This is a genomic window from Micromonospora sp. CB01531, assembly GCF_001905095.1.
GTDB lineage: Bacteria > Actinomycetota > Actinomycetes > Mycobacteriales > Micromonosporaceae > Micromonospora.
On record NZ_LWLS01000083.1, the window covers coordinates 67,767 to 87,101 of the forward strand.

The window sequence follows — 19,335 nt, forward strand, 5'->3', positions numbered from 1 at the left end:
AGTGCGATCAGCGGCGCTCATCGCTTCACAGTCGATACAGCATGATGGGAGGAGACGACCGCATGACCAAGTTGACAGGGTCCGTCGTCGGCCTGGCGTTGGGTTTCGCCCTGGCATTCGGCAGCTTCGGTCAGATGCTGATCGTCGCGCTGTTCGCGGCGATCGGCTACGGGGTGTCGAAGTTCTTCGCCGGCGAGGTTGACCTCGGCCCGTACGTCCAGGGCCGGCGGACCAGCCGGTGACCGCGGTGACCGAGGCCCCGGCCGGCGGGTCGGCACCGGCACACGGTGGTCTGGGCCGGCTGCACATCCACGACCGGGTGGTGGAGAAGATCGCCGCGCAGGCGGCACGGGAGGTCGCCGAGGCCGGCAGCGCGCGGCCGCGCGTGCTCGGGCGGTCCCTGCCCGGCGCGGGTCGCTTCGGAATCCGCCGTGCCGACCAGGGCGCTGCCGCGACGGCGTCCGCGGCCATCGAGGGATCGGTGACCCGCATCGAGTTGTCCATCAGCGTCCGCTGGCCGGCATCCATCCCGGAGGTCACCGCCCGGGTCCGCGACCGCGTCCGGACCCGCGTGTCGGACCTCACCGGGCTGCGGGTCCAGGAAGTGGGGATCACCGTCACCGACCTGGTCACCGACCGGACCCCCGCCAGCCGGGTGCACTGAATCGGGGCCCCCGGTGAGAATCACCAACCGTCTGCTCGCGTTCCTGTTGAGCCTGGCGCTGACCCTCGGCGCCGTCCTCGTGTTGATCGAGATCGTCGCCTACGCGGTCGGGGCGAAGGCGATCGTGCTGAACTGGCCCGGCCTCTACCGCTGGGCGTCCGGCACCACTTGGGGCAGCGGGATCGTACGGCTGGTTGCTGTGGGCCTCGTCGTCATCGGGCTGCTGCTGCTCGCCGCGCAGCTCAAACCCCGCCGGCCCCACCGGCTGCGCCTGCAGCCCATCGATCCCGCCACCGACGCCGCCATCACCCGGCGCGGCCTGGCCCGGACGCTCCGGGACGCGGCCATCGAGGTGGAGGGTGTCCACGACGCCCACGTCACAGTCGACCGGCACCTCGTACGCGTTCGCGCCGAGGTGCTCGACGGGGCGGCACCTACCGGGGACTACCTGAACGGCGCGGTGGCCTCGGCCGCCCAGCACCGCCTCGACGCGCTGCGTCTGGACCCGGCACCGGCCCTGTCCGTGCGGATCAGCAAGGAGGAGCTGCGGTGATTCGCGCCGACCGCCTCAACCGGATCGTGCTCACCCTGCTCGCGTTGGTGCTGCTCGCCGCCGGTGTCGCGATCCTCCTCGCCGGTGCCGACGTGTACGGCCGGGGCTTCAGTCGGCGGCACCTGCTCGACAACCCGGCCACGCGCTTCGTCGGTGTCCACGGCGGCTGGTTCTGGCCGGTGGCGGGCGTGGCAGCCGCGATTGTCGCGTTGCTCGGCCTGCGCTGGCTGGCCGCCGTCGTCACCACCGAACCCGGCCAGCGGCGCATCAACATCAGCACCAATGGCGACAGCGGACGGACCGTCCTCGACGCCGGGGCGCTCGCCGACGCCGTCAGAGCGGAGGTCGAGGACTGCCCGGGCGTGGACGAGGTCGACACCAGGCTGTCGGGGAGCCCGTACACGCCCCGCCTGGCGCTGACCGTCACGGCCGATCCCGACGCCGACATCGCCGCGCTGCGCGAGCGGCTCGAAGCCCTCGTGCTGCCCCGCGTCCGCTACGCCCTCGGCAGGCCGGACCTGCCCGTCACCCTCGATCTCACCCAGCGCACCCGCCGGCGCACTCGAGTGGGCCTCGCGTGAACTGAGAGCCGGTGGGTGCGGACGGCCCCGCGCCTAAGAGTTTGGCGACCGGGGTGGCTCGACCAACGGTCTGCGGTACGGGCCCCAGGCGACGAACCGTTCGAACAGTTCGCGTGGGGTCGGCCCGTCCTGCGGGTTGAGCCGGAACAGGTCGTGGGTGGCCTCGTGATAGAGCCCGGAGAGGTAGATGGCCAGGTCGACGGGGTGGCTGTCGTACTCGGCCCGAAGCAGCAGGCGGGCCTGCGCGCACGGCCACGGCTGGCCGCAAGCCCGGCACAGCCACAGTGGGCGGATCGGCAGGTGCGGCGGATGGCCGGGCGGGTAGGCGCGAGGTCGATCGGGGTACGGCCCGAGGCGCGGCACCGGAAGCATGCGGTCCCGCCAGTCGCCGGTCACCAGCGACCGCCGTTGGCCCGCCACTCCTGGGCCCGGGTCAGCCGGCCGGGGCTGCCCGGCCGCATGGTCGGGATGACCCGGGTCGACTCGCGCATCCAGTCCGGCAGGTTGGCGCCTCTCGCCCGGCGGGGCAGCGCCGGCGGGGGCACGGTGTCTCGGCACCGGAACCAGCGGAGCGGGTTGGGCATTCCGACCTCCTCTTTTCGGTACGGGGGCGGGGCCGCCCGGTATCGGGGGATCCAAGGGCGGCCCCGCAGCGGGCCGGACGGGAGACGGCTCGCTGCGTGACAGTCTGCTGAGGACGGCACTACGCTCGGAAGCCGTCGAGGCCGGTCCGGGCAGGATCAGGTCGGCTGTCGCGAATGGACGGAAGCGCCGCAGAGGTCGCCGGGAAATCGTGGAGGACGCGTGGAGAGTGCACCGACCGCAGAGCTGATCCGGGCACAACTCCGGCGGCTGCGGTTGAAGGCCGAGCTGAGCCAGGAGGAGTTCGGGAAGCTCGTGCACTTCTCGGGTTCGCAGGTGTCCGCCGTCGAGCTGGGGCAACGGCCGCTCGACCGGTTCTTCCTCAAGCGCGCCGACGAGGTGCTGGACACCGGCGGCCTGTTGCTGGCGCTGCTCAAAATGGCCGAACGGGACGGGCAACCGAGCTGGCTACGGCCGTGGCTCGACGCCGAGCGCGATGCCCAGCAGCTCTGGTGTTACCACCCGACACTCATTCCCGGTCTGCTGCAAACGGAGAACTACGCACGCGTGGTGATCCGGGCCGACGACATGCTGAGCGACGACGAGGTGGAGCGGCGGGTGGCTGTCCGCCTCGATCGGCAGGCCGTGCTCAGCCGGCCACAGCCGCCCAAGCTCGTGGCGGTGATCGAGGAGGCCGTGCTCCGCCGAGCCGACGAGAGCTTCCGGGGGCTGATGACGCAGCAGATCGCCCACCTGATCCAGTGCACCGAGCGGCCGCACATCAGCGTGCACCTCATCCCGGCGGACGTCAGCACGCACGTGGGACTCGCCGGCCCCTTCACCCTGGCGCGGGGTGACGACGGCGGATGGGTCGCGCACCTGGAAAACCAGCTCGGCGGCACGACGGTCGACAAGGACGAGGACGTGGCTATCGTGGTCGGGAGATGGGAGAGCGTCCGCAGTGAGGCGCTGCCTCGCCGGCAGTCGATCGAGCTGATGAAGGAAGTGATGACGTCATGGAGCTGATCGGCGCTACCTGGCGCAAGTCCAGCCGCAGCGGCAACGGTGAGTGCGTCGAGGTGGCCGACAACGTGCCCGGCGTCGTCGGCGTGCGCGACAGCAAGGACCCGACCGGCCCGGTCCTCGCCTTCGACCCTCGGACCTGGCGCGCCTTCGTCGAACACGTCAAGCGCTCCTGATCCGACGACGACTTTTCCACTCCGCCTACGAACTTGACGACGCAGACGGTGCCGCGGCTCGGTGCCCACCCGAGTGACGCCGTGAATTGCCTGGCTCCGTGGCAAATCGGCCGGTAGCGTCCGTCAACATGCGGCTCACGGTGCTGGGCGGGTGTGGTGCGTGGCCGGAGGCGGGCCAGGTGCGCCGACCTGAACCCGCTGCTCCGGGCCCGCACGCTGCGCGACGATCCGCCGCCGCCACTACCGGTGTACGCGCTGCCGGGCGCGCTCGACGCGGTGCTGGCGCTCGACCGCCCCGGGATGCTGGACGCCGCCTACGTGCTGCACGAGTTCACCGCCGGCAGCGGCCTGGACATCGGCCCGTTCCGCGCCGAGACCCGCCTGCTGCCGCACTGGGTGCCCAACGCCGGCGTACGGCTGACCGCCGACGGCCGGACGCTCACGTACACCGGTGACACCGGCCCGAGCGCCGACGTGGTGGAGTTGGCGCGCGGCGCTGACCTGCTGTTGGCCGAGGCCACCCACGTGGATCAGGTGCCGGAAGACTCGGTGGGTTGCCTGTCGAGCGCCCGCCAAGTGGGCCGGCAGGCGGCGGAGGCCGGCGTCGGGCGGCTGATCCTGACCCACCTGTGGCCCGGCACGGATCCGTCGGCGGCACGAGCCGCCGCCGACAGTTACCCTGGCCTGATCGACGTCGCCAACGCCGACCTGACCCTGCAGCTTTCCTAGATCCCGGCCGATCCCGTGCGGATGCCCCGGATCCTCGGTGGAACGCCATCGAGCGCGTCGATCAAGCGGGCTCAGGGCGGCAGGCCGCCGAATAGGATCGCCCGACCACCTTCGCCCGCCGTACGCTGCGGCAATGCTGCTGCGCATGTCGACCTTGCTGCTCCGGACCCTGCGCGAGGACCCGGCCGACGCCGAGGTGCCGAGCCACCGCCTCCTGCTCCGCGCAGGCTACGTCCGCCGCGCCGCCCCGGGCGGGTACACCTGGCTGCCGCTGGGCAAGCTGGTGCTGGACCGGGTGACCGAGATCGTCCGGGCGGAGATGGCGGCGATCGGCGACCAGGAGGTGCACTTCCCGGCGCTGCTGCCGGCCGAGCCCTACCGGACCAGCGGACGGTGGACGGAGTACGGCGACGACATCTTCACCCTCGCCGACCGGAAGGGCGCCGAGCACCTGCTCGCCCCGACCCACGAGGAGATGGCCGCGCTGCTGGTGAAGGACCTCTTCACCTCGTACCGCGATTTCCCGGTGACGCTGTTCCAGATCCAGACGAAGTTCCGGGACGAGGCCCGGCCCCGGGCGGGGCTGCTGCGCGGGCGCGAGTTCCTGATGAAGGACGCGTACTCGTTCGACCTGGATGAAGCCGGGCTCCAGAAAGCCTACGAGCGGCATCGGGCGGCCTACGAGAAAATCTTCAACCGGCTCGGGCTGGACTTCACGGTCGTGCACGCGATGTCGGGGGCGATGGGCGGCTCGGCGTCGGAGGAGTTCCTGGCCGCCACCCCGGTCGGGGAGGACGCCTTCGTCGGCTGCACCGCCTGCGACTACGCGGCCAACACGGAGGCGGTGGTGACCCGCGCGCCGGTCGCCGGTGATCCCGATGCGCACCCGGTGCTGGAGGTGCACGACACCCCGGAGACGCCGACCATCGCCGCCCTGGTCGAGCTGGCCAACACCCGGGCCCTCGGCGGTCGGACGGACTGGACCGCCGCCGACACGTTGAAGAACGTGGTGCTGACCGTCCGCCGGCCGGGCGCCGAGCAGGCGGAGTTGCTGGTAATCGGGCTGCCCGGGGACCGCGAGGTGGACCTCAAGCGGGTGGCGGCGGTGCTCGCCCCGGCCACGGTGGCGGTCTTCGAGGACTGGGCGGACCATCCCGAGTTGGTCCGCGGCTACCTCGGGCCGCAGATCCTCGCCAAGCACAGCGTCCGCTACCTGGTCGATCCCCGGGTGGTCGCCGGCACCGCCTGGCTGACCGGGGCGAACGAGCCGGGCCGGCACGCGGTGGACGTGGTGTGCGGGCGGGACTTCGTCCCGGACGGCACGATCGAGGCCGCCGAGGTGCGGCCCGGTGACCCATGCCCGGCCTGCGTGACCGGCGAGCTGACCATGCGGCGAGGCATCGAGGTGGGGCACATCTTCCAGCTCGGCCGCCGCTACACCGACGCCTTCGCCGTCGACGTGCTCGGCCCGGAGGGCAAGCCGGTTCGGCCCACCATGGGCTGCTACGGCATCGGTGTCTCGCGGGCGGTCGCGGCGGTCGCCGAGCAGCACCACGACGAGCGGGGGCTGGTCTGGCCGGCGGCGATCGCGCCGTGCGACGTACACCTGGTGGCGGCGGGGAAGGGGCCGCAGCTCGACGCGGCGCTGGCCCTCGGCGAGCGGCTCTCCGCCGCCGGCCTGCGCGTGCTGGTCGACGACCGCACGCACGTCTCGGCCGGGGTCAAGTTCACCGACGCCGAGCTGGTCGGCATCCCGCGCGCCGTGGTGGTCGGCTGCCGGCTCGCCGACGGGTACGTCGAGCTGCGCGACCGGTCCTCCGGCGAGCGGATGGAGCTGCCGGTGGACGGCCTGGTCGAGCGCCTGCTCGACGAGGTGCCCGGGACGCGCCGCGACCGGGTGTAGCGGACGCGCTACCGGGTACCGCTCCCGGATCGAGTGTTTCGGAGGCTCTCATGTATCGGGTCAGCGACGTGATGACCAAGCAGGTGGTCTACCTGCCGGCCGAGACCAGGCTGGACGAGGCGGCCAGGGTGATGAAGGAGTCGGACATCGGTGATGTGGTCGTCACCGACGGAGCGACCCTCGCCGGCATGCTGACCGACCGCGACATCGTGGTCCGGGCGGTCGCCGAGCGGGCCGACCCGGCGACCACCACCATCGGGTCGGTCATCACCCGCGAGGTGGTGATGATCGAGCAGCACGCCACGGCGAGCGAGGCGGCCGCCCTGATGCGGGAGCGCAACATCCGGCGGGTGCTGGTCTGCGACAGGGACCGGAAGCTGGTCGGCATCGTCAGCCTCGGCGACCTGGCCATGCAGCTCGACCCGAACTCCGCCCTCAGCGACATCAGCGAGGCCGCCCCGAACATGTGAGAGGAGGGGCCCCTTCTTGACGCCTCCGGTAGTGGAGAGGCCCCTCCCACCCCTCCGGACCGCGGCGACCCGGCCGGCGTGCGGCCGGCGGTAGCCTGGCGGAATGCCCGAGATGCCGAGCAAGCTGGCCGAGATCGTCGACGAGTTCGCCGCCGCGCCCCGCGACGTGGTGCTGGAGATGCTCCTTGAGTACGCCGACGTCATCCCGCCGCTGCCGGAGGGCATGGACCGGGAGGGCATGGAGCAGGTGCCCGAGTGCCAGACGCCGTTCTTCCTGCGGGCCCAGGTCCAGCCGGACGACACGGTGATCACCTGGTTCGACTGCCCGCCCGAGGCACCGACCACCCGCGCGTTCGCCGGCATCCTGGCCGAGGGGCTGGCCGGGGCGACCGCCGACGAGGTGCTGGCCGTGCCGGACGACCTCTACCAGCGGATGGGGCTGGCCCAGGCGATCAGCCCACTGCGGGTACGCGGCGGCACGGCGATCCTGGCCCGGCTCAAGCGCCAGGTCCGGGAACAGAATTCCTGATCGACGGGTTGTTCCCGGGCATGGAGATCGAGATCTACGCCGACGTCGTGTGCCCGTGGTGCTGGATCGGCAAGCGCCGGCTGGAGCAGGCGCTGGCGTCGTACGACCGTAAGGTGACCGTCCGGTTCCGGCCGTTCCAGCTCGACCCGACGCCGGTAACCGAGCCGAAGCCGCTGGTCGAGGCACTGGCCGCGAAGTTCGGCGGCCGGGAGCGGGCCGAGGGGATGTTCACCCACGTAACCCAGGTCGCCGCCGGCGTGGGGCTCGACGTGCACTTCGACCGCGCGGTGCACGCCAACACCTTCGAGGCGCACCGGCTGATCCGGTTCGCCACCGAGCGGGGCCGCGCCGCCGAGCTGGTCGAGGCCCTCTACCAGGCGCACTTCACCGACGGGGTAGACGTGGGCTCGACCGACGCGCTAGTCAAGGTCGCCGCCGGGGTGGGCCTGGACGAGACCGAGACCCGGGAGTACCTGGAGTCGAACCTGGGCCGGCGCGAGGTGGCCACCGACCTGACCGAGGCGCGCCAGCTCGGGGTCTCCAGCGTGCCGACCTTCGTGCTGGCCGGGAAGTACGCCGTCACCGGCGCCCAGGAGCCGGAGACCCTGCTCGCCGCCCTGCGCGAGGTCGAGCAACGCGAGTCAGGCGAATGACCTCCATCGACCTTGTTCCACGTGAAACAAGATCGATGATGTCGGCTCCCTAGGCCGGCCTGGCCAGGTCCTGCACCACCGTCGCCCCGGGCAGTACGCCGAGTGCCGGCCCGGGCAGCGCGATCTTGCTGTGCCGTACGCCAGATCCGATGATCACGTGCGGCATCGCGACCACCCGCGAGTCGACCAGGATGGGCCACTCCTCCGGCAGGCCGATCGGGGTGATCCCGCCGTACTCCATCCCGGTCAACTCGACCGCGTCGGCCATCGGCGCGAAGCTCGCCTTGCGGACGTCGAGCATCCGGCGGACCACGCCGTTCACGTCGGCCCGGGTGGTGGCCAGCACCACGCAGGCCGCGTACCGGGTCTCGCCACCCCGCTTGCCGGCAACCACCACGCAGTTCGCCGACTCCTCGAGCCCCACCTCGTACGCGGCGCAGAACGCGGCCGTGTCGGCCAACTCCGCGTCGATCGGGGCGACCAGCACATCGTCGACGTCCACCGGCGCCTCACCCGGCCACCGCTCGACTGCGGCGGCGACCGGCGGTGCCAGCAGGTCCAGCCGGGTCTGGGCCGGCTCTGTCTTCAGCGTCCCCATCACGGGTGCGATCCTCGCACCCGTGACGGGGTTCCGCTCACTGACCTGCCGCCCTGCCCGCCTGTCGGGAGACGCCCGCCGGTCGGGAGACCGGTCCGCCGCGCCGGTGCCGGGCGGCCCGGGACCAGCGTCAGTTGTTGGAGAGGAAGGCGTTCTCGCGGGCGAAGTCGCGGTCCTGGGCGGAAGCGAGATGCGCCCGCTGCAGCACCTCGGGGCGATGTGCCTCGACGTCCTCCATGCCGTGCCGGACACCCAGCCGGACCACGCCGTAGAGGAAGACGAAACCGAACACGTACAGGATCACCGTGGTGACGAAGACCAGCATGCGGCCACGGTAAGGCGAACGTGAGCGGCCGAAGGTTTCATCTTCGACCGGTTCCCCCATACGTGTCACCGAGGTGATCGGCCCAGGTCCGGGTGCCGGTCGGGGTGGCGGTGGTGGTGAGCCCGCCGGAGCGCAGGGCCCAGCCCAGCCGCCCCGGGATCCGTACCCGCAGCAGCGGGCGGTGGGAGCGGCGGGCCGCCCGCCACGCGCGGACCGCCTCGTCGAAGCGAAGCACCTGCGGGCCGCCGTACTCCTCGACCGTGTACGACGGGCCGGCGGCCAGCATCCCGGCGAGCCGGGCCGCCACGTCGGCCGGGTCGACCGGTTGGGCCAGCACCGCCGGGTCCCCGATCACCGGCCCGAGCCGGCCGGCAGTGCGCAGCAGTTCCTCCAGGAACTCCGGGAACTGGGTCGCCCGCAGGATGCTCCACGGCACCGGGCCGGCCGTCACCACCTGCTCGGCGGCGAGCTTGTGCCGGTAGTAGCCGAACGGCACCCGGTCGATGCCCACGATCGAGACGAACACGAGATGCCCCACGCCGGCCTGATCGGCCGTCTCCACCAGCCGCCGGGTGCCGAGCACGTCGACCTCGTGCGTACGCCGGGCCGGCGAGGACGCCAGGTGCAGCACCGCCCCCACACCGGCAACCGCCGCCGACAGCCCCTCGCCGGTGGCGAGATCGGCCGCCACCCACTCCACGGTGGAGTCCTCGCGCGGATGCCGGCTCACCGCCCGCACGGCGAACCCGTCGCCCCGCAGGCGCGGCAGCACCGCCCGCCCGAGCCGCCCGCTCGCCCCGGTGACCAGCACTCGCATCGCCCGCTCCTCTCCCGGCACACCCTCGCGCAGGCCGACGGCGCCCGCGTCCCGCTCAACGGACGGGACGGCTGCGCGGTTCGTGACGGCCGAGCGCGCACCTCCGCCGGCTCGCCGGCTGCGGCTGGCCCTCGGTGCGCCGGACGGTCAGGCCGCCGGACGTACCACCACCCGGGCGGCGATCAGCACGCCGAGCAGCCCGCAGCCGGCCGCCACGGCCAGGGTGGCGGCGTAGCTCGCCGGACCGGGGGCCGGGCCCGCGGCCAGCACCGCGCCGGTCAGCGCCAGCACGGTGGCCGCGGCGAGTGAGTCGCCCAGTTGCAGGGCGGAACTGTTGCGCCCCTGCTCGCCGGGGGCGGAGAGCTCCAGGGTGAGCACCGACAGGGACGGGTAGAGCAGGCCCATGCCGAGTCCGGCGACGGCCCAGCCGAGCACCGCCACCGCCACCGGCACCCCTGGCAGGACGGCCGACGCGACGGTGGCCGTACCGAGGGCGACGCAGCCCAGCCCGGTCCGGGGCAGGGTGGCGGCCGAGCGCGGTGCGGCGATCCGGCCCTGCAGCCACGAGCCCACCGACCAGGAGAGCGCGCCGACGGTCAGCACCAGGCCCGCCGCGGTCGGTGAGAAGCCGCGTTCCCGGGACAGCATCAGCGGAATGACCACCTCCGCGCCGGCGAACGCCGCCGAGGCGAGCCCACGCAAGCCGATCACCGTCGGCAGGCCCCGCCCGGCGCGCAGGAAGCCGGCCGGCAGCAGGCGCGGGGCGCAGACCAGCAGACCGCCCAGCGCCACCGCCACCAGCGCCCCGCCGAGCACGCCGCGCTGCTGCCCCCCGTGATGCAGCAGCGCGGCGCTCGCCCCCGCCCCGCACGCCCAGCCGATCCGGGCCAGGGCCCCGGCCGGCGGCCGGACCGGGACCCCAGCGCCGAGCGCCCGCAGCCCGGGCTGGATCAACAGCACCGCCGGCACCGCGACGGCCGGCACCGCGAGGAAGACCCAGCGCCAGCCCAGGTGCTCGACGATCAGGCCGGCCAGCGCCGGGCCGACCAGCGACGGCACGACCCAGGCCGCGGCGAACGCGGCGAAGACCCGCCGCCGCAGTTCCTCCGGGTACGCCTGCCCGACGATCACGTAGAGCGCCACCGACAGCAGACCCGAGCCGAAGCCCTGCACCACCCGGCCGACGACGAGCAACCCCATGGTCGGGGCGGCCCCCGCGACGATCAGCCCCGCCACGAACCAGGCCACCCCGTGCCACATCGGGGCGCGCGGTCCACGCGCGTCGCACCAGATCCCCGAGACCACCATCGCCACCACCCCGGAGGCGAACGGGCCGCCGAAGGCCAGCGCGTACAGGGTGAGCCCGTCGAGGCTGCGGGCGACGGTGGGCATCGCGGTGCCGACCGCCAGGGCCTCGAACGCCAGCAGCGACACCAGGGCGACGCTGCCCACGGTCATCGCCCGCAACCGCGGGGAGTAGAGGTGCGCGGGTGGGGCCGCCGGCGCGGCGGTGGCGGTCACCGGCAGCCCGGCGTACGTGCGATCGACATGGGATCAAGCCTGCGACCTCAACCCGGATTGAGGTCAACGGTGACACCGGTCTCGTCAGGCCGACTCCAGCGCCTCGCCGACACCCTTCGCCACCCCGGACAGGTGCTGGTCGGCGAGCAGGTGCCCGGCGGTGATGACCAGCGCGATCGGCCACTCGATCACCTGGAGCGCGGCGAGCACGCCCAGCCCCGCGTAGTAGGCGAGCTTGTCGGGCGGCGGCACCGCCACCTCGCCCAGCACCGGGATCTCCACCCGCCGGTTGTACTTCCTGACCATCTCGCACGCTCCGCCGAGATGTCGCGTCACTGCGCTCATTCCGCCTCCCCGGATCCGACGACCACATCGATGTCCGACCAGGCATTCCACCGGCGACCCGGTCCATGCCCCACGCAGCCGGGAAACTTCCCTCGCTCAGGGGGCATAACGGACGCGACGCCGGGAAGTCGGGGCCGCCGGGGACGAGGGGTACGGGAGGCGAGATGGCGTACGGCTGGCGCGGCGGCGGGAGCACCGGGGAGCGCGGCCGGCGGCTCGGCCGTACGCCTCGATGACCTCGCTGGGCCGGTACGCCGGCCTCCTGCTCGCGCCGGACGCCGTCGCGCGGGTCGCCCGTACCGTCGTCGGTGCCGTGCCGGACGCAGCCCGGACGGTCGGGTCGGCCCTGCCGCAAGCGGTGCCGGGAGTGGCCCGGGCCGGCGGAGCCGCCGTGCCGCACGGCGTCGCCGAGGCGGCGGGCAAGGTGGGCCAGGGAGCCGCCCGGCTGGCCCGGCTGGCCGGACTGAGCAAGCGTCGGGTCTGGACCCGGGACGGCCGGCACCACATCGAGGTGCACGGCGTGTGCCAGGACGGCGCGAACAAGCTGGCCCGGCAGGTCGAGGAGGCGCTGGAGCGGATGCCCGGGGTGGCCTGGGCCCGGGTCAACGCGCCCTCCGGCCGGGTGGTGGTGGCGGTCGAGGAGCCGAAGCCGAGGCTGCGCGACCTGATCGCCACGGTGGCGCGTACCGAGCGGGTCTGCCCGTACGAGCCGGACCCGGAGATCCCCCCGCCACACCCGGCCGAGGAGGGCCCACGTACGCCCCGGACCTTGGGCGGGCTGGTCTCGGACGCGCTCGGCCTGACCATCTCCGCGGCCACCCGGATCCTGCCGTTCACCCCGGTCCCCGGCGAGGTGGCCGGCTTCCTCGCCGCGATCGACCTGCACCCGAAACTGCACGCCCTGGCCGACCGGGGGCTGCGCGCCGACCCCCGCGCCGACGTGCTGTTCCCGCTCGCCGAGGCGGTGGTGCAGGGCCTCACCGGCGGCTGGGCCGGGATAGTGCTGGACGGCGCGCAGCGGGTGGTGCAGTGGGGCGAGGCGCGGGCCCAGCTCTCCGCCTGGACCAAGGCCGAACCGAGGCTGACCGGCGACCCGGAGCGGGCGGTGGCCCGGGTGCCCAAGGGCGAGCGCCCCCGTCCGGTCCCCGACGGCCCGGCCGAACGGTACGTCAAGCGGGTACTCGCCGCGGGCGCGGCGGCCGGCGCGGCGGCGGTGCCCGTGGTGGGCCCGAAGCGGGCCGCCTCGCTGGCCCTGTCCGCGCTGCCCAAGGCGCCGAACAACGGACGCGAGGGGTACGCGGCCCAGCTCGGCCGGATGCTGGCCCGGCGCGGCGTGATCGCCATGGATCGCAGCGTGCTGCGCAAGCTGGACGGCATCGACACGGTGATACTGGACAGCGCGATCCTCGGCTCGGACCGGGGCGTGCTCGCCGACCTGGCGCCGCTGGCGGGGGCCGACACCGGGCAGGTGGCCGCCCGGGCGTTCGCCCTCTTCGACCCGGAGGCCCCGGACGCCGTCCAGGAGGCCGACGGCTGGCGGCTCGGGCCGCTGGACCGGATCGACGCCCGCGACCCCGGGGACACCCCGGACCGGCGCCGGCTCACCGAGCATGCCGGGCTGCTGCTCGGCCTCGCGGACGGCGACACGCTCGCCGCCGTGCTCCGAGTGGATCCGGAACCCGCGCCCGGGGTCGACGCCCTGCCCACCGCGGCCCGCCAGGCGGGCCTGCGCCTCGTGGTGGCCGCCGACGACGACGAGCGGTACGGCTTCGCCGACGCCGTGGTGCCCGGCAGCGACCAACTCGTCGACTCGGTACGCGCCCTCCAACGAGACGGTGCGGTGGTCATGCTCATCTCCGGTGACCGCGCCGCGCTCAGTGCTGCCGACTGCTCCATCGGCGTCTCCGCCCCGGAGGCTCTCCCGCCCTGGGGCGCCCACCTGCTGGTCGGCGACGACCTGCGAATCCCCGCGCTGTTGATCGACGCGGCCGGGGTGGCCCGCCGGATGACCGGGCAAAACATCCGGATCTCGATGGCCGGCAGCGGACTCGGGGCGCTGGGCGCGCTCACCGCCGACCCGATGCTGCTGCCCGGCCGGACCCTCGCCGCGGTGAACGCCGCCGGCGCGCTCGCCTTCGGGCACGGCGTGTGGCGGGCCCGCCGGCTGCCGGACCGGACCCGCACGCCGGTGCCCGCGCTGACCGCCTGGCACCTGATGCCGGTGGAGACCGTCCTCGACCAGCTGGGCACCCGCCCGGACGGGTTGGCCAGCGCGGAGGCGGGCCGCCGGCGGCGGGCCGTCGCCGGGGACCATGCGGGCCCGGCCGGTCTGCTGAAGGCGTTCGTGGACGAGCTGGCGAACCCGCTCACCCCGGTGCTCGCCGCCGGGGCGGTGCTCTCCGCCGCGTTCGGCTCGCTGGTCGACGCAGCCCTGGTCGGCGGGGTGGTCGGCGGCTCGGCGCTGATCGGCGCGGTGCACCAGCGCAACACCGAGCGGTCCCTGGCCGAGCTGCTGTCCCGCACCGCGGTGACCGCGCGGGTGCTCCGCGACGGCGTCGAGCAGGTGGTGCCGGCGGAGGAGCTGGTGGCGGGGGACGTGGTCGCCATCGGTCCCGGCGACGCGGTCCCGGCGGACTGCCGGGTGCTCAGCTCGGACGGGCTGGAAGCCGACGAGTCGTCCCTGACCGGCGAGTCGCTGCCGGTGAGCAAGACCGCCGAACCGGTGGTGGCGGCGGCCGTCGCCGAGCGGCGCTCCATGCTGTACGAAGGCACCACCGTCGCGGCCGGCCGGGGCACCGCCGTGGTGGTGGCGACCGGCGAGGAGACCGAGGCCGGGCGCAGTCTCGCCCTGGCCCGGGAGGCCCCGCCGCCCAGCGGGGTGGAGGCGCGGCTCGGGAAGCTGACCAGTGCCGCCGTACCGCTGGCGGCCGGCTCGGCGATCGCGGTGGCCGGGGCGGGACTGCTCCGGGGCGTACCCCTGGCGGAGACGGCGGCGACCGCCGCGAACCTGGCCGTCGCCTCGGTGCCGGAGGGACTGCCATTCCTGGTCAGCGCCGCGCAGCTGGCAGCAGCCCGGCGGCTGGCCGAGCACGGCGCGCTGGTCCGCAACCCACGGACCATCGAGGCGCTGGGCCGGGTGGACGTGCTCTGCTTCGACAAGACCGGCACCCTCACCGAGGGGAAGCTGCTGCTCGCCGGGGTGGGCGACGGTGCCGGCGACCGGTACGCGCCACCGGACCGGCTGGACGAGCCGCTGCGACTGACCCTGGCTACGGCGCTGCGGGCCACTCCGGCGGCGGCCGACCCGGACGAGCTGCCCCAGCAGACCGACCAGGCGGTACGCCGGGGCGCGAACACCGCCGACGTGGTCGAGCAGACCGGCGCGGCGGACTGGACGGCCGTGGGTGGGTTGCCGTTCGAGCCGTCCCGCGGCTACCACGCCACCATCGGCCGGACCCCGGACGGCCTGCTGCTCAGCGTCAAGGGGGCACCCGAGTCGGTGGTGCCGCGCTGCGCGGCGCGGCGGACCGCCGGGGGTGACCAGCCGCTGGACGAGGCGGGCCGGAACGCGCTGCACGCGATGCTCGCCGAGCGGGCCGCAGCCGGAAACCGCATCCTCGCCGTCGCCGAGTGCCCGGTGGGCAGCGAGTCGGTGACCGACGAGCAGGTCGAGGGGTTGGTCTTCGTCGGCTTCCTGGCGCTCGCCGACGGGGTGCGGGAGAGCGCGAAGCCCGCGGTCCGGCGGATCCGGCAGGCCGGCGTGCACACCATCATGATCACCGGCGACCACCCGGCGACCGCCGAGGCGATCGCCGCGACCATCAGCCCCGCCGACGGCGGTCAGCGAGTGGTCACCGCGACCGACCTGGACTGGCTCGACGACGAGGCGCTGGCCGAGCGGCTCATGGCGACCGACGTGGTGGCCCGCTGCACCCCGGCACACAAGGTCCGGATCATCCAGGCACTTCAGCGCCGCGGCCGAACCGTGGCGATGACCGGGGACGGCGCCAACGACGCTCCGGCGATCCGGCTGGCCGACGTGGGCATCGCGCTGGGCCAGCGCGGCACCCCGGCGGCTCGCGCCGCCGCCGACCTGGTGGTCACCGACGACCGGCTGGAAACGATCATCTCCACCCTGGTGGAGGGGCGGGCGATGTGGTCGTCGGTCCGCCACGCGCTGAGCATCCTGGTCGGCGGCAACCTCGGCGAGATCGCGTTCAGCGTGCTGACCGCCGCCGCCACCGGCCGGTCCGCGCTGACCGGACGACAACTGCTGCTGGTCAACCTGCTCACCGACCTGGCGCCCGCGCTGGCCATCGCGGTCCGCCCGCCGGCCGCCCACGGTGCCGACCACCTGCTGCGGGAAGGGCCGGACACCTCACTCGGCGCGACGATGACCCGGGAGATCGGGCTGCGGGCGAGCGCCACCACGCTGGGCGCGACCGCCGGCTGGAGCCTGGCCCGGTGGACCGGCACCCAACGCACGGCCGGCACGGTCGCGCTGGCCTCGCTCGTGGGCACGCAGCTCGGCCAGACCGTGCTGGCCGGCGGCACCAGCCCCACCGTGCTGGCGTCCACCGCCGCGTCCATCGGCGTCCTGGTCGCGGTGGTGCAGACGCCCGGGGTCAGCCAGTTCTTCGGCTGCACCCCGCTCGGCCCGGTGAGCTGGACGATCGCCGCCGGCTCCGCGCTCGGCGCGACCTTCGCCAACGGCGCGCTCACCCGGCTGGTCGACCGCCTCCCGCAGCGGTGAAGGGAAGGGAGCCCTCAACGCCTCGCGTTGTCACGGGCCCCTGCTATCGCGGAAACCGCCGGCGCCCACCCCGGACCGGGGACCGGAGAGGCCGCGATCCGGGTTCAGCTGTGCTCGGAGATGTCCTCGATGAGGTCGCCCACCGGGCGCTCCGGCAGTGACCGGGCCACGTCGGCGACGGCAACGATGCCGACGAGTTCCCGCCCGTCGATCACCGGCAGCCGGCGCACCTGGTGCTTGCCCATGGTCCGCAGGATCTCCGCCGCGTCGTCGTCGGCGCCGATGGTCACCGCCTCGCCCTGGGCCAGTTCGCCCGCGGTCACGCTGGCCGGGTCGCGGCCCTCGGCGAGCACCTTCACCACGATGTCCCGGTCGGTCAGCATGCCCTTGAGGCGGTTGTCGTCGCCGCAGATCGGCAGCGAACCGACCCCCAGCTCGGCCATCCGCCGGGCGGCCGTCCCAAGATCGTCCTGTTCCCGGACACAGCTCACGTCGCTGGTCATGATGTCGCGTGCGGTCGGCATCGGGATCACACCTCACTTTCGGGGGGTTGTTCCCCGTTCCTCTACCCCGGCGGCCGGCAGCCATGCCCGGTAATGCCATCGACCGTCGTCGCCGACGGTCACTAGAGTGCCGGCATGTCCTCGCCCCGCCTCGAGAAGATCACGCCGGACAACGTCCTGGCCGCCTGCGCCATCGCGATCCGGCCCGACCAGGAAGGCCTGGTCGCGCCGGTCGCCCGATCGCTCGCCGAGGCGTACGCCCAGCCGGCGGTCGCCTGGCCACGGCTGATCGTCGACGGCGACCGTCCGGTGGGCTTCATGATGGGCTTCCTCGACGTGCCGTGGCGCCCCGACGACGATCCGACCGACGTCCGCTCGGGGCTCTGGCGGCTCAACATCGCCGCCGATGAGCAGGGCAAGGGGTACGGGCGGTTCGCCGTTCAGGCGCTGGCGGAGGAACTCCGCCACCGCGGCTGCACCAGGCTGACCGTCACCTGGGTGCCGGGCGACCACGGACCGGAGCGCTTCTACCGGCAGCTCGGCTTCCGGTTGACCGGTGAGACGAGCGGCGACCAGGTGGTCGGCGAGCTGGACCTGTGACGGTCAGTGCCAGGTGGCGGCGGCGCGCCGCAACCGGTCGTTGATCGCCCGCCCCACGCCGACCTCGGGGACCGGCTCGGCGACGATCTCGGTCACCCCGGCCGCGTCGAGCCGGTGCAGGGCGTCGAAGAGCCGCGCGGCCGCCGCGGTCAGGTCACCCTCGGGCGACAGCACCTCCACCGCCGCCCACCCGACGGCCGTCGGGCGTTCCCGGAAGGCCAGGAAACCCCGCCGGCCGCCGTCCCCCGGCGCCGACTCCGCCGCCCCCAACCGCAACGGGGTACGCGGGGCGTAGTGCGCGGCCAGCGTCCCGGGTGCCACCGGCCGCCCCGAACTGCCCGGCCGTACCTCGACCGGCCCGACCGCCTCGACCAGCGCCTCGACCGGCAGCGCACCCAGCCGGAGCACCACCGGGCGCTCGCCGCGGGCGTCCACGATCGTCGACTCGATCCCGCACCGGGTGGGCCCGCCGTCCAGCACCACGTCCACCGCGTCGCCCAACCCGGCCACCACGTGCTCGGCCCGGGTCGGGCTGAGCTGCCCGAACCGGTTGGCGCTGGGCGCGGCCACCGGCACCCCGGCGGCAGCGATCAGCGCGCGGGCGGACGGCTCGTCCGGCACCCGGACCGCCATGGTGTCCAGGCCGGAGGTGACGATCGACGGGATCGCCGCCGGCCGGTCCACGATCAGCGTGAGCGGGCCGGGCCAGAAGCGCTCGACCAGCGCGGCGACCGCCGGTGGCACCGCACCGACCAGGCCGGCCAGGTCGGCGGCGTCGGCCAGGTGGCTGATCAGCGGGTCGAAGCTGGGCCGGGCCTTCGCCTCGAAGATTCGGGCGGCCGCCCGAGCGTCGAGCGCGTTCGCACCCAGCCCGTAGACCGTCTCGGTGGGAAAGGCGACCAGCCCACCGGCACGCAGGACGGCGGCGGCCTCGGCGATGCCGCTGTCGGCCGGCAGGACGCGCGGGGATCCGGTGCTCACGCCCCGACGCTAGCCTGCCGCCGGAGGCGGGTCGCGCCGGGTCGACCGGGCTGTTGCCGTCGGCCCCGAAATCGGGTTGTCCCGGCTCGGCGGAACCACCCAGGATGTTCGCCATGGCCCGGGTGAAGATGCACGCCGACGAGGTGGAGACCGACGTCGCCCTCGTCCGTCGCCTGCTCGCCGGGCAGTTCCCACACTGGGCCGACCTGCCGATCCGGCTAGTCCCCTCGTACGGGACGGACCACGACATCTACCGGCTCGACGCGGATCTGGTGGTCCGGCTGCCCCGGATCGGCTGGGCTATCGAGCAGGCGGCGCGGGAGGCCGAGTGGCTGCCCCGGCTGGCCCCGCAGCTCCCGCTCGCCCTGCCGGTGCCACTCGTGCGCGGACGCCCCGCCGAGGGCTACCCGTTCGACTGGTCGGTGTACGAGTGGCTGCCCGGCGAGAACGCCAACGGCACCCTCGCCGACCTGGACCAGGCGGCGGTCGACCTCGCCGCGTTCATCACCGCGCTGCGGGGAATCGACACCACCGGCGCGTACCCCCGGAAGCCCGGCGGCCGGGGCAGCGACCTGGCCGAGTTCGACGACGGCGTACGCCGGTCGGTGGCGCAGCTCGGCGACCGCGTCGACGGCGCCGCGACGCTGCGCGCCTGGCAGGAGTCACTGGACGCCCCGGCGTGGGACGGGCCAGGCGTGTGGGTGCACGGGGACCTGCTGCCCGGCAACCTGCTGGTCGTGGCCGGCCGCCTCTCCGCCGTCATCGACTTCGGCGGGCTCAACGTCGGCGATCCGGCCTGCGACCTGCAACCGGCCTGGAACGTCTTCGCCGGTCGCAGCCGGGAACGGTTCCGCGCCGAACTGGACGTGGACGACACCTCCTGGCTGCGCGGCCGCGGCTGGGCCCTGCTCCAGGCGGTGAATGCGTTGCCGTACTACTGGGACACCAACCCGGGGATCGTCCGTCAGGCGTCGCACGCGCTGGCCGAGGTCCTCGCCGACGCCGCCCGCTGACCGGCTCCGGTCCGGG

23 protein-coding genes are annotated in these 19,335 nt (G+C 74.1%); 14 read left to right on the forward strand and 9 right to left on the reverse strand.

Annotated features, from left to right (window positions below; all coding sequences use genetic code 11):
* Positions 1-62 precede the first annotated feature (62 nt).
* The 4 genes from A6A27_RS24170 to amaP are packed head-to-tail and all read left to right on the forward strand — an operon-like array spanning position 63 to position 1,798.
* Positions 63-242 carry a DUF2273 domain-containing protein gene (locus A6A27_RS24170; RefSeq protein ID WP_073836936.1) on the forward strand — a complete coding sequence of 60 codons (180 nt, stop codon included), beginning with the start codon at positions 63-65 and terminating at the stop codon, positions 240-242.
* Positions 239-664: an Asp23/Gls24 family envelope stress response protein gene (locus A6A27_RS24175; protein WP_083672815.1), complete on the forward strand. Its 426-nt coding sequence runs from the start codon at positions 239-241 to the stop codon at positions 662-664. Before A6A27_RS24170 ends, A6A27_RS24175 begins: the two co-directional genes overlap by 4 nt.
* Before the next feature lie 13 nt (positions 665-677).
* The gene (locus A6A27_RS44390) at positions 678-1,217 is read left to right on the forward strand and encodes a DUF6286 domain-containing protein (RefSeq protein WP_073836937.1); all 540 of its coding nucleotides are present in this window, start codon (positions 678-680) and stop codon (positions 1,215-1,217) included.
* Complete coding sequence (gene amaP / locus A6A27_RS44395) at positions 1,214-1,798, forward strand: alkaline shock response membrane anchor protein AmaP (RefSeq protein ID WP_083672816.1); 585 nt, start codon at positions 1,214-1,216, stop codon at positions 1,796-1,798. Before A6A27_RS44390 ends, amaP begins: the two co-directional genes overlap by 4 nt.
* A gap of 33 nt (positions 1,799-1,831) precedes the next feature.
* On the opposite strand, the gene A6A27_RS24190 is transcribed toward amaP, so the two are convergent.
* Together A6A27_RS24190 and A6A27_RS24195 are read right to left on the reverse strand one after the other, a co-directional pair.
* Positions 1,832-2,170 carry a hypothetical protein gene (locus A6A27_RS24190; RefSeq protein WP_073837118.1) on the reverse strand — a complete coding sequence of 113 codons (339 nt, stop codon included), beginning with the start codon at positions 2,168-2,170 and terminating at the stop codon, positions 1,832-1,834.
* A gap of 20 nt (positions 2,171-2,190) precedes the next feature.
* On the reverse strand, positions 2,191-2,382 hold the full coding sequence (locus tag A6A27_RS24195) for a hypothetical protein (protein ID WP_083672817.1): 192 nt from the start codon (positions 2,380-2,382) through the stop codon (positions 2,191-2,193).
* A gap of 220 nt (positions 2,383-2,602) precedes the next feature.
* On the opposite strand from A6A27_RS24195, the gene A6A27_RS24200 reads away from it, so the two are divergent.
* The 7 genes from A6A27_RS24200 to A6A27_RS24230 all read left to right on the forward strand — a co-directional run bounded on the left by A6A27_RS24200 (position 2,603) and on the right by A6A27_RS24230 (position 7,863).
* A complete protein-coding gene (locus A6A27_RS24200; RefSeq protein ID WP_073836938.1) occupies positions 2,603-3,406 on the forward strand; it encodes a helix-turn-helix domain-containing protein in 804 nt (267 codons plus the stop codon).
* Positions 3,397-3,579 carry a DUF397 domain-containing protein gene (locus A6A27_RS24205; RefSeq protein WP_073836939.1) on the forward strand — a complete coding sequence of 61 codons (183 nt, stop codon included), beginning with the start codon at positions 3,397-3,399 and terminating at the stop codon, positions 3,577-3,579. The genes A6A27_RS24200 and A6A27_RS24205 overlap by 10 nt, the downstream gene beginning before the upstream one ends.
* 156 nt (positions 3,580-3,735) lie before the next feature.
* Positions 3,736-4,308, forward strand: coding sequence for an MBL fold metallo-hydrolase (locus tag A6A27_RS24210; RefSeq protein ID WP_241825426.1), 573 nt, complete (start codon positions 3,736-3,738; stop codon positions 4,306-4,308).
* A 133-nt stretch (positions 4,309-4,441) separates the two neighbouring features.
* Entirely contained in the window at positions 4,442-6,211 is a 1,770-nt protein-coding gene (locus tag A6A27_RS24215) for a proline--tRNA ligase (RefSeq protein ID WP_073836940.1), read from the forward strand.
* Positions 6,212-6,261: 50 nt separating this feature from the next.
* Entirely contained in the window at positions 6,262-6,681 is a 420-nt protein-coding gene (locus A6A27_RS24220) for a CBS domain-containing protein (protein WP_073836941.1), read from the forward strand.
* A gap of 103 nt (positions 6,682-6,784) precedes the next feature.
* Positions 6,785-7,210: a SufE family protein gene (locus A6A27_RS24225; protein WP_073836942.1), complete on the forward strand. Its 426-nt coding sequence runs from the start codon at positions 6,785-6,787 to the stop codon at positions 7,208-7,210.
* A gap of 20 nt (positions 7,211-7,230) precedes the next feature.
* Positions 7,231-7,863: a DsbA family oxidoreductase gene (locus A6A27_RS24230; RefSeq protein WP_073836943.1), complete on the forward strand. Its 633-nt coding sequence runs from the start codon at positions 7,231-7,233 to the stop codon at positions 7,861-7,863.
* 49 nt (positions 7,864-7,912) lie between these two features.
* On the opposite strand, the gene A6A27_RS24235 is transcribed toward A6A27_RS24230, so the two are convergent.
* From A6A27_RS24235 to A6A27_RS24255, 5 genes are all read right to left on the reverse strand, one after another.
* On the reverse strand, positions 7,913-8,461 hold the full coding sequence (locus A6A27_RS24235) for a YbaK/EbsC family protein (RefSeq protein WP_073836944.1): 549 nt from the start codon (positions 8,459-8,461) through the stop codon (positions 7,913-7,915).
* Between the two features lie 130 nt (positions 8,462-8,591).
* The gene (locus A6A27_RS46165; protein ID WP_073836945.1) at positions 8,592-8,786 is read right to left on the reverse strand and encodes a hypothetical protein; all 195 of its coding nucleotides are present in this window, start codon (positions 8,784-8,786) and stop codon (positions 8,592-8,594) included.
* Positions 8,787-8,823: 37 nt separating this feature from the next.
* Entirely contained in the window at positions 8,824-9,603 is a 780-nt protein-coding gene (locus A6A27_RS24245; RefSeq protein WP_073836946.1) for an SDR family oxidoreductase, read from the reverse strand.
* A gap of 147 nt (positions 9,604-9,750) precedes the next feature.
* A complete protein-coding gene (locus A6A27_RS24250; RefSeq protein WP_073836947.1) occupies positions 9,751-11,124 on the reverse strand; it encodes an MFS transporter in 1,374 nt (457 codons plus the stop codon).
* 84 nt (positions 11,125-11,208) lie between these two features.
* On the reverse strand, positions 11,209-11,469 hold the full coding sequence (locus A6A27_RS24255; protein WP_073836948.1) for a hypothetical protein: 261 nt from the start codon (positions 11,467-11,469) through the stop codon (positions 11,209-11,211).
* Positions 11,470-11,701: 232 nt separating this feature from the next.
* Between A6A27_RS24255 and A6A27_RS24260 the strand changes: the two genes are divergently transcribed.
* A complete protein-coding gene (locus A6A27_RS24260; RefSeq protein ID WP_073836949.1) occupies positions 11,702-16,222 on the forward strand; it encodes an HAD-IC family P-type ATPase in 4,521 nt (1,506 codons plus the stop codon).
* Between the two features lie 104 nt (positions 16,223-16,326).
* On the opposite strand, the gene A6A27_RS24265 is transcribed toward A6A27_RS24260, so the two are convergent.
* Complete coding sequence (locus A6A27_RS24265; RefSeq protein WP_073837120.1) at positions 16,327-16,746, reverse strand: CBS domain-containing protein; 420 nt, start codon at positions 16,744-16,746, stop codon at positions 16,327-16,329.
* A gap of 114 nt (positions 16,747-16,860) precedes the next feature.
* On the opposite strand from A6A27_RS24265, the gene A6A27_RS24270 reads away from it, so the two are divergent.
* Entirely contained in the window at positions 16,861-17,325 is a 465-nt protein-coding gene (locus A6A27_RS24270; RefSeq protein WP_073836950.1) for a GNAT family N-acetyltransferase, read from the forward strand.
* A gap of 3 nt (positions 17,326-17,328) precedes the next feature.
* On the opposite strand, the gene A6A27_RS24275 is transcribed toward A6A27_RS24270, so the two are convergent.
* On the reverse strand, positions 17,329-18,282 hold the full coding sequence (locus tag A6A27_RS24275; RefSeq protein WP_073837121.1) for an L-threonylcarbamoyladenylate synthase: 954 nt from the start codon (positions 18,280-18,282) through the stop codon (positions 17,329-17,331).
* Between the two features lie 137 nt (positions 18,283-18,419).
* Here A6A27_RS24275 and A6A27_RS24280 point away from each other — a divergent pair, with 137 nt between their 5' ends.
* Positions 18,420-19,319 carry an aminoglycoside phosphotransferase family protein gene (locus tag A6A27_RS24280; RefSeq protein ID WP_073836951.1) on the forward strand — a complete coding sequence of 300 codons (900 nt, stop codon included), beginning with the start codon at positions 18,420-18,422 and terminating at the stop codon, positions 19,317-19,319.
* The last annotated feature ends 16 nt before the right edge of the window (positions 19,320-19,335 follow it).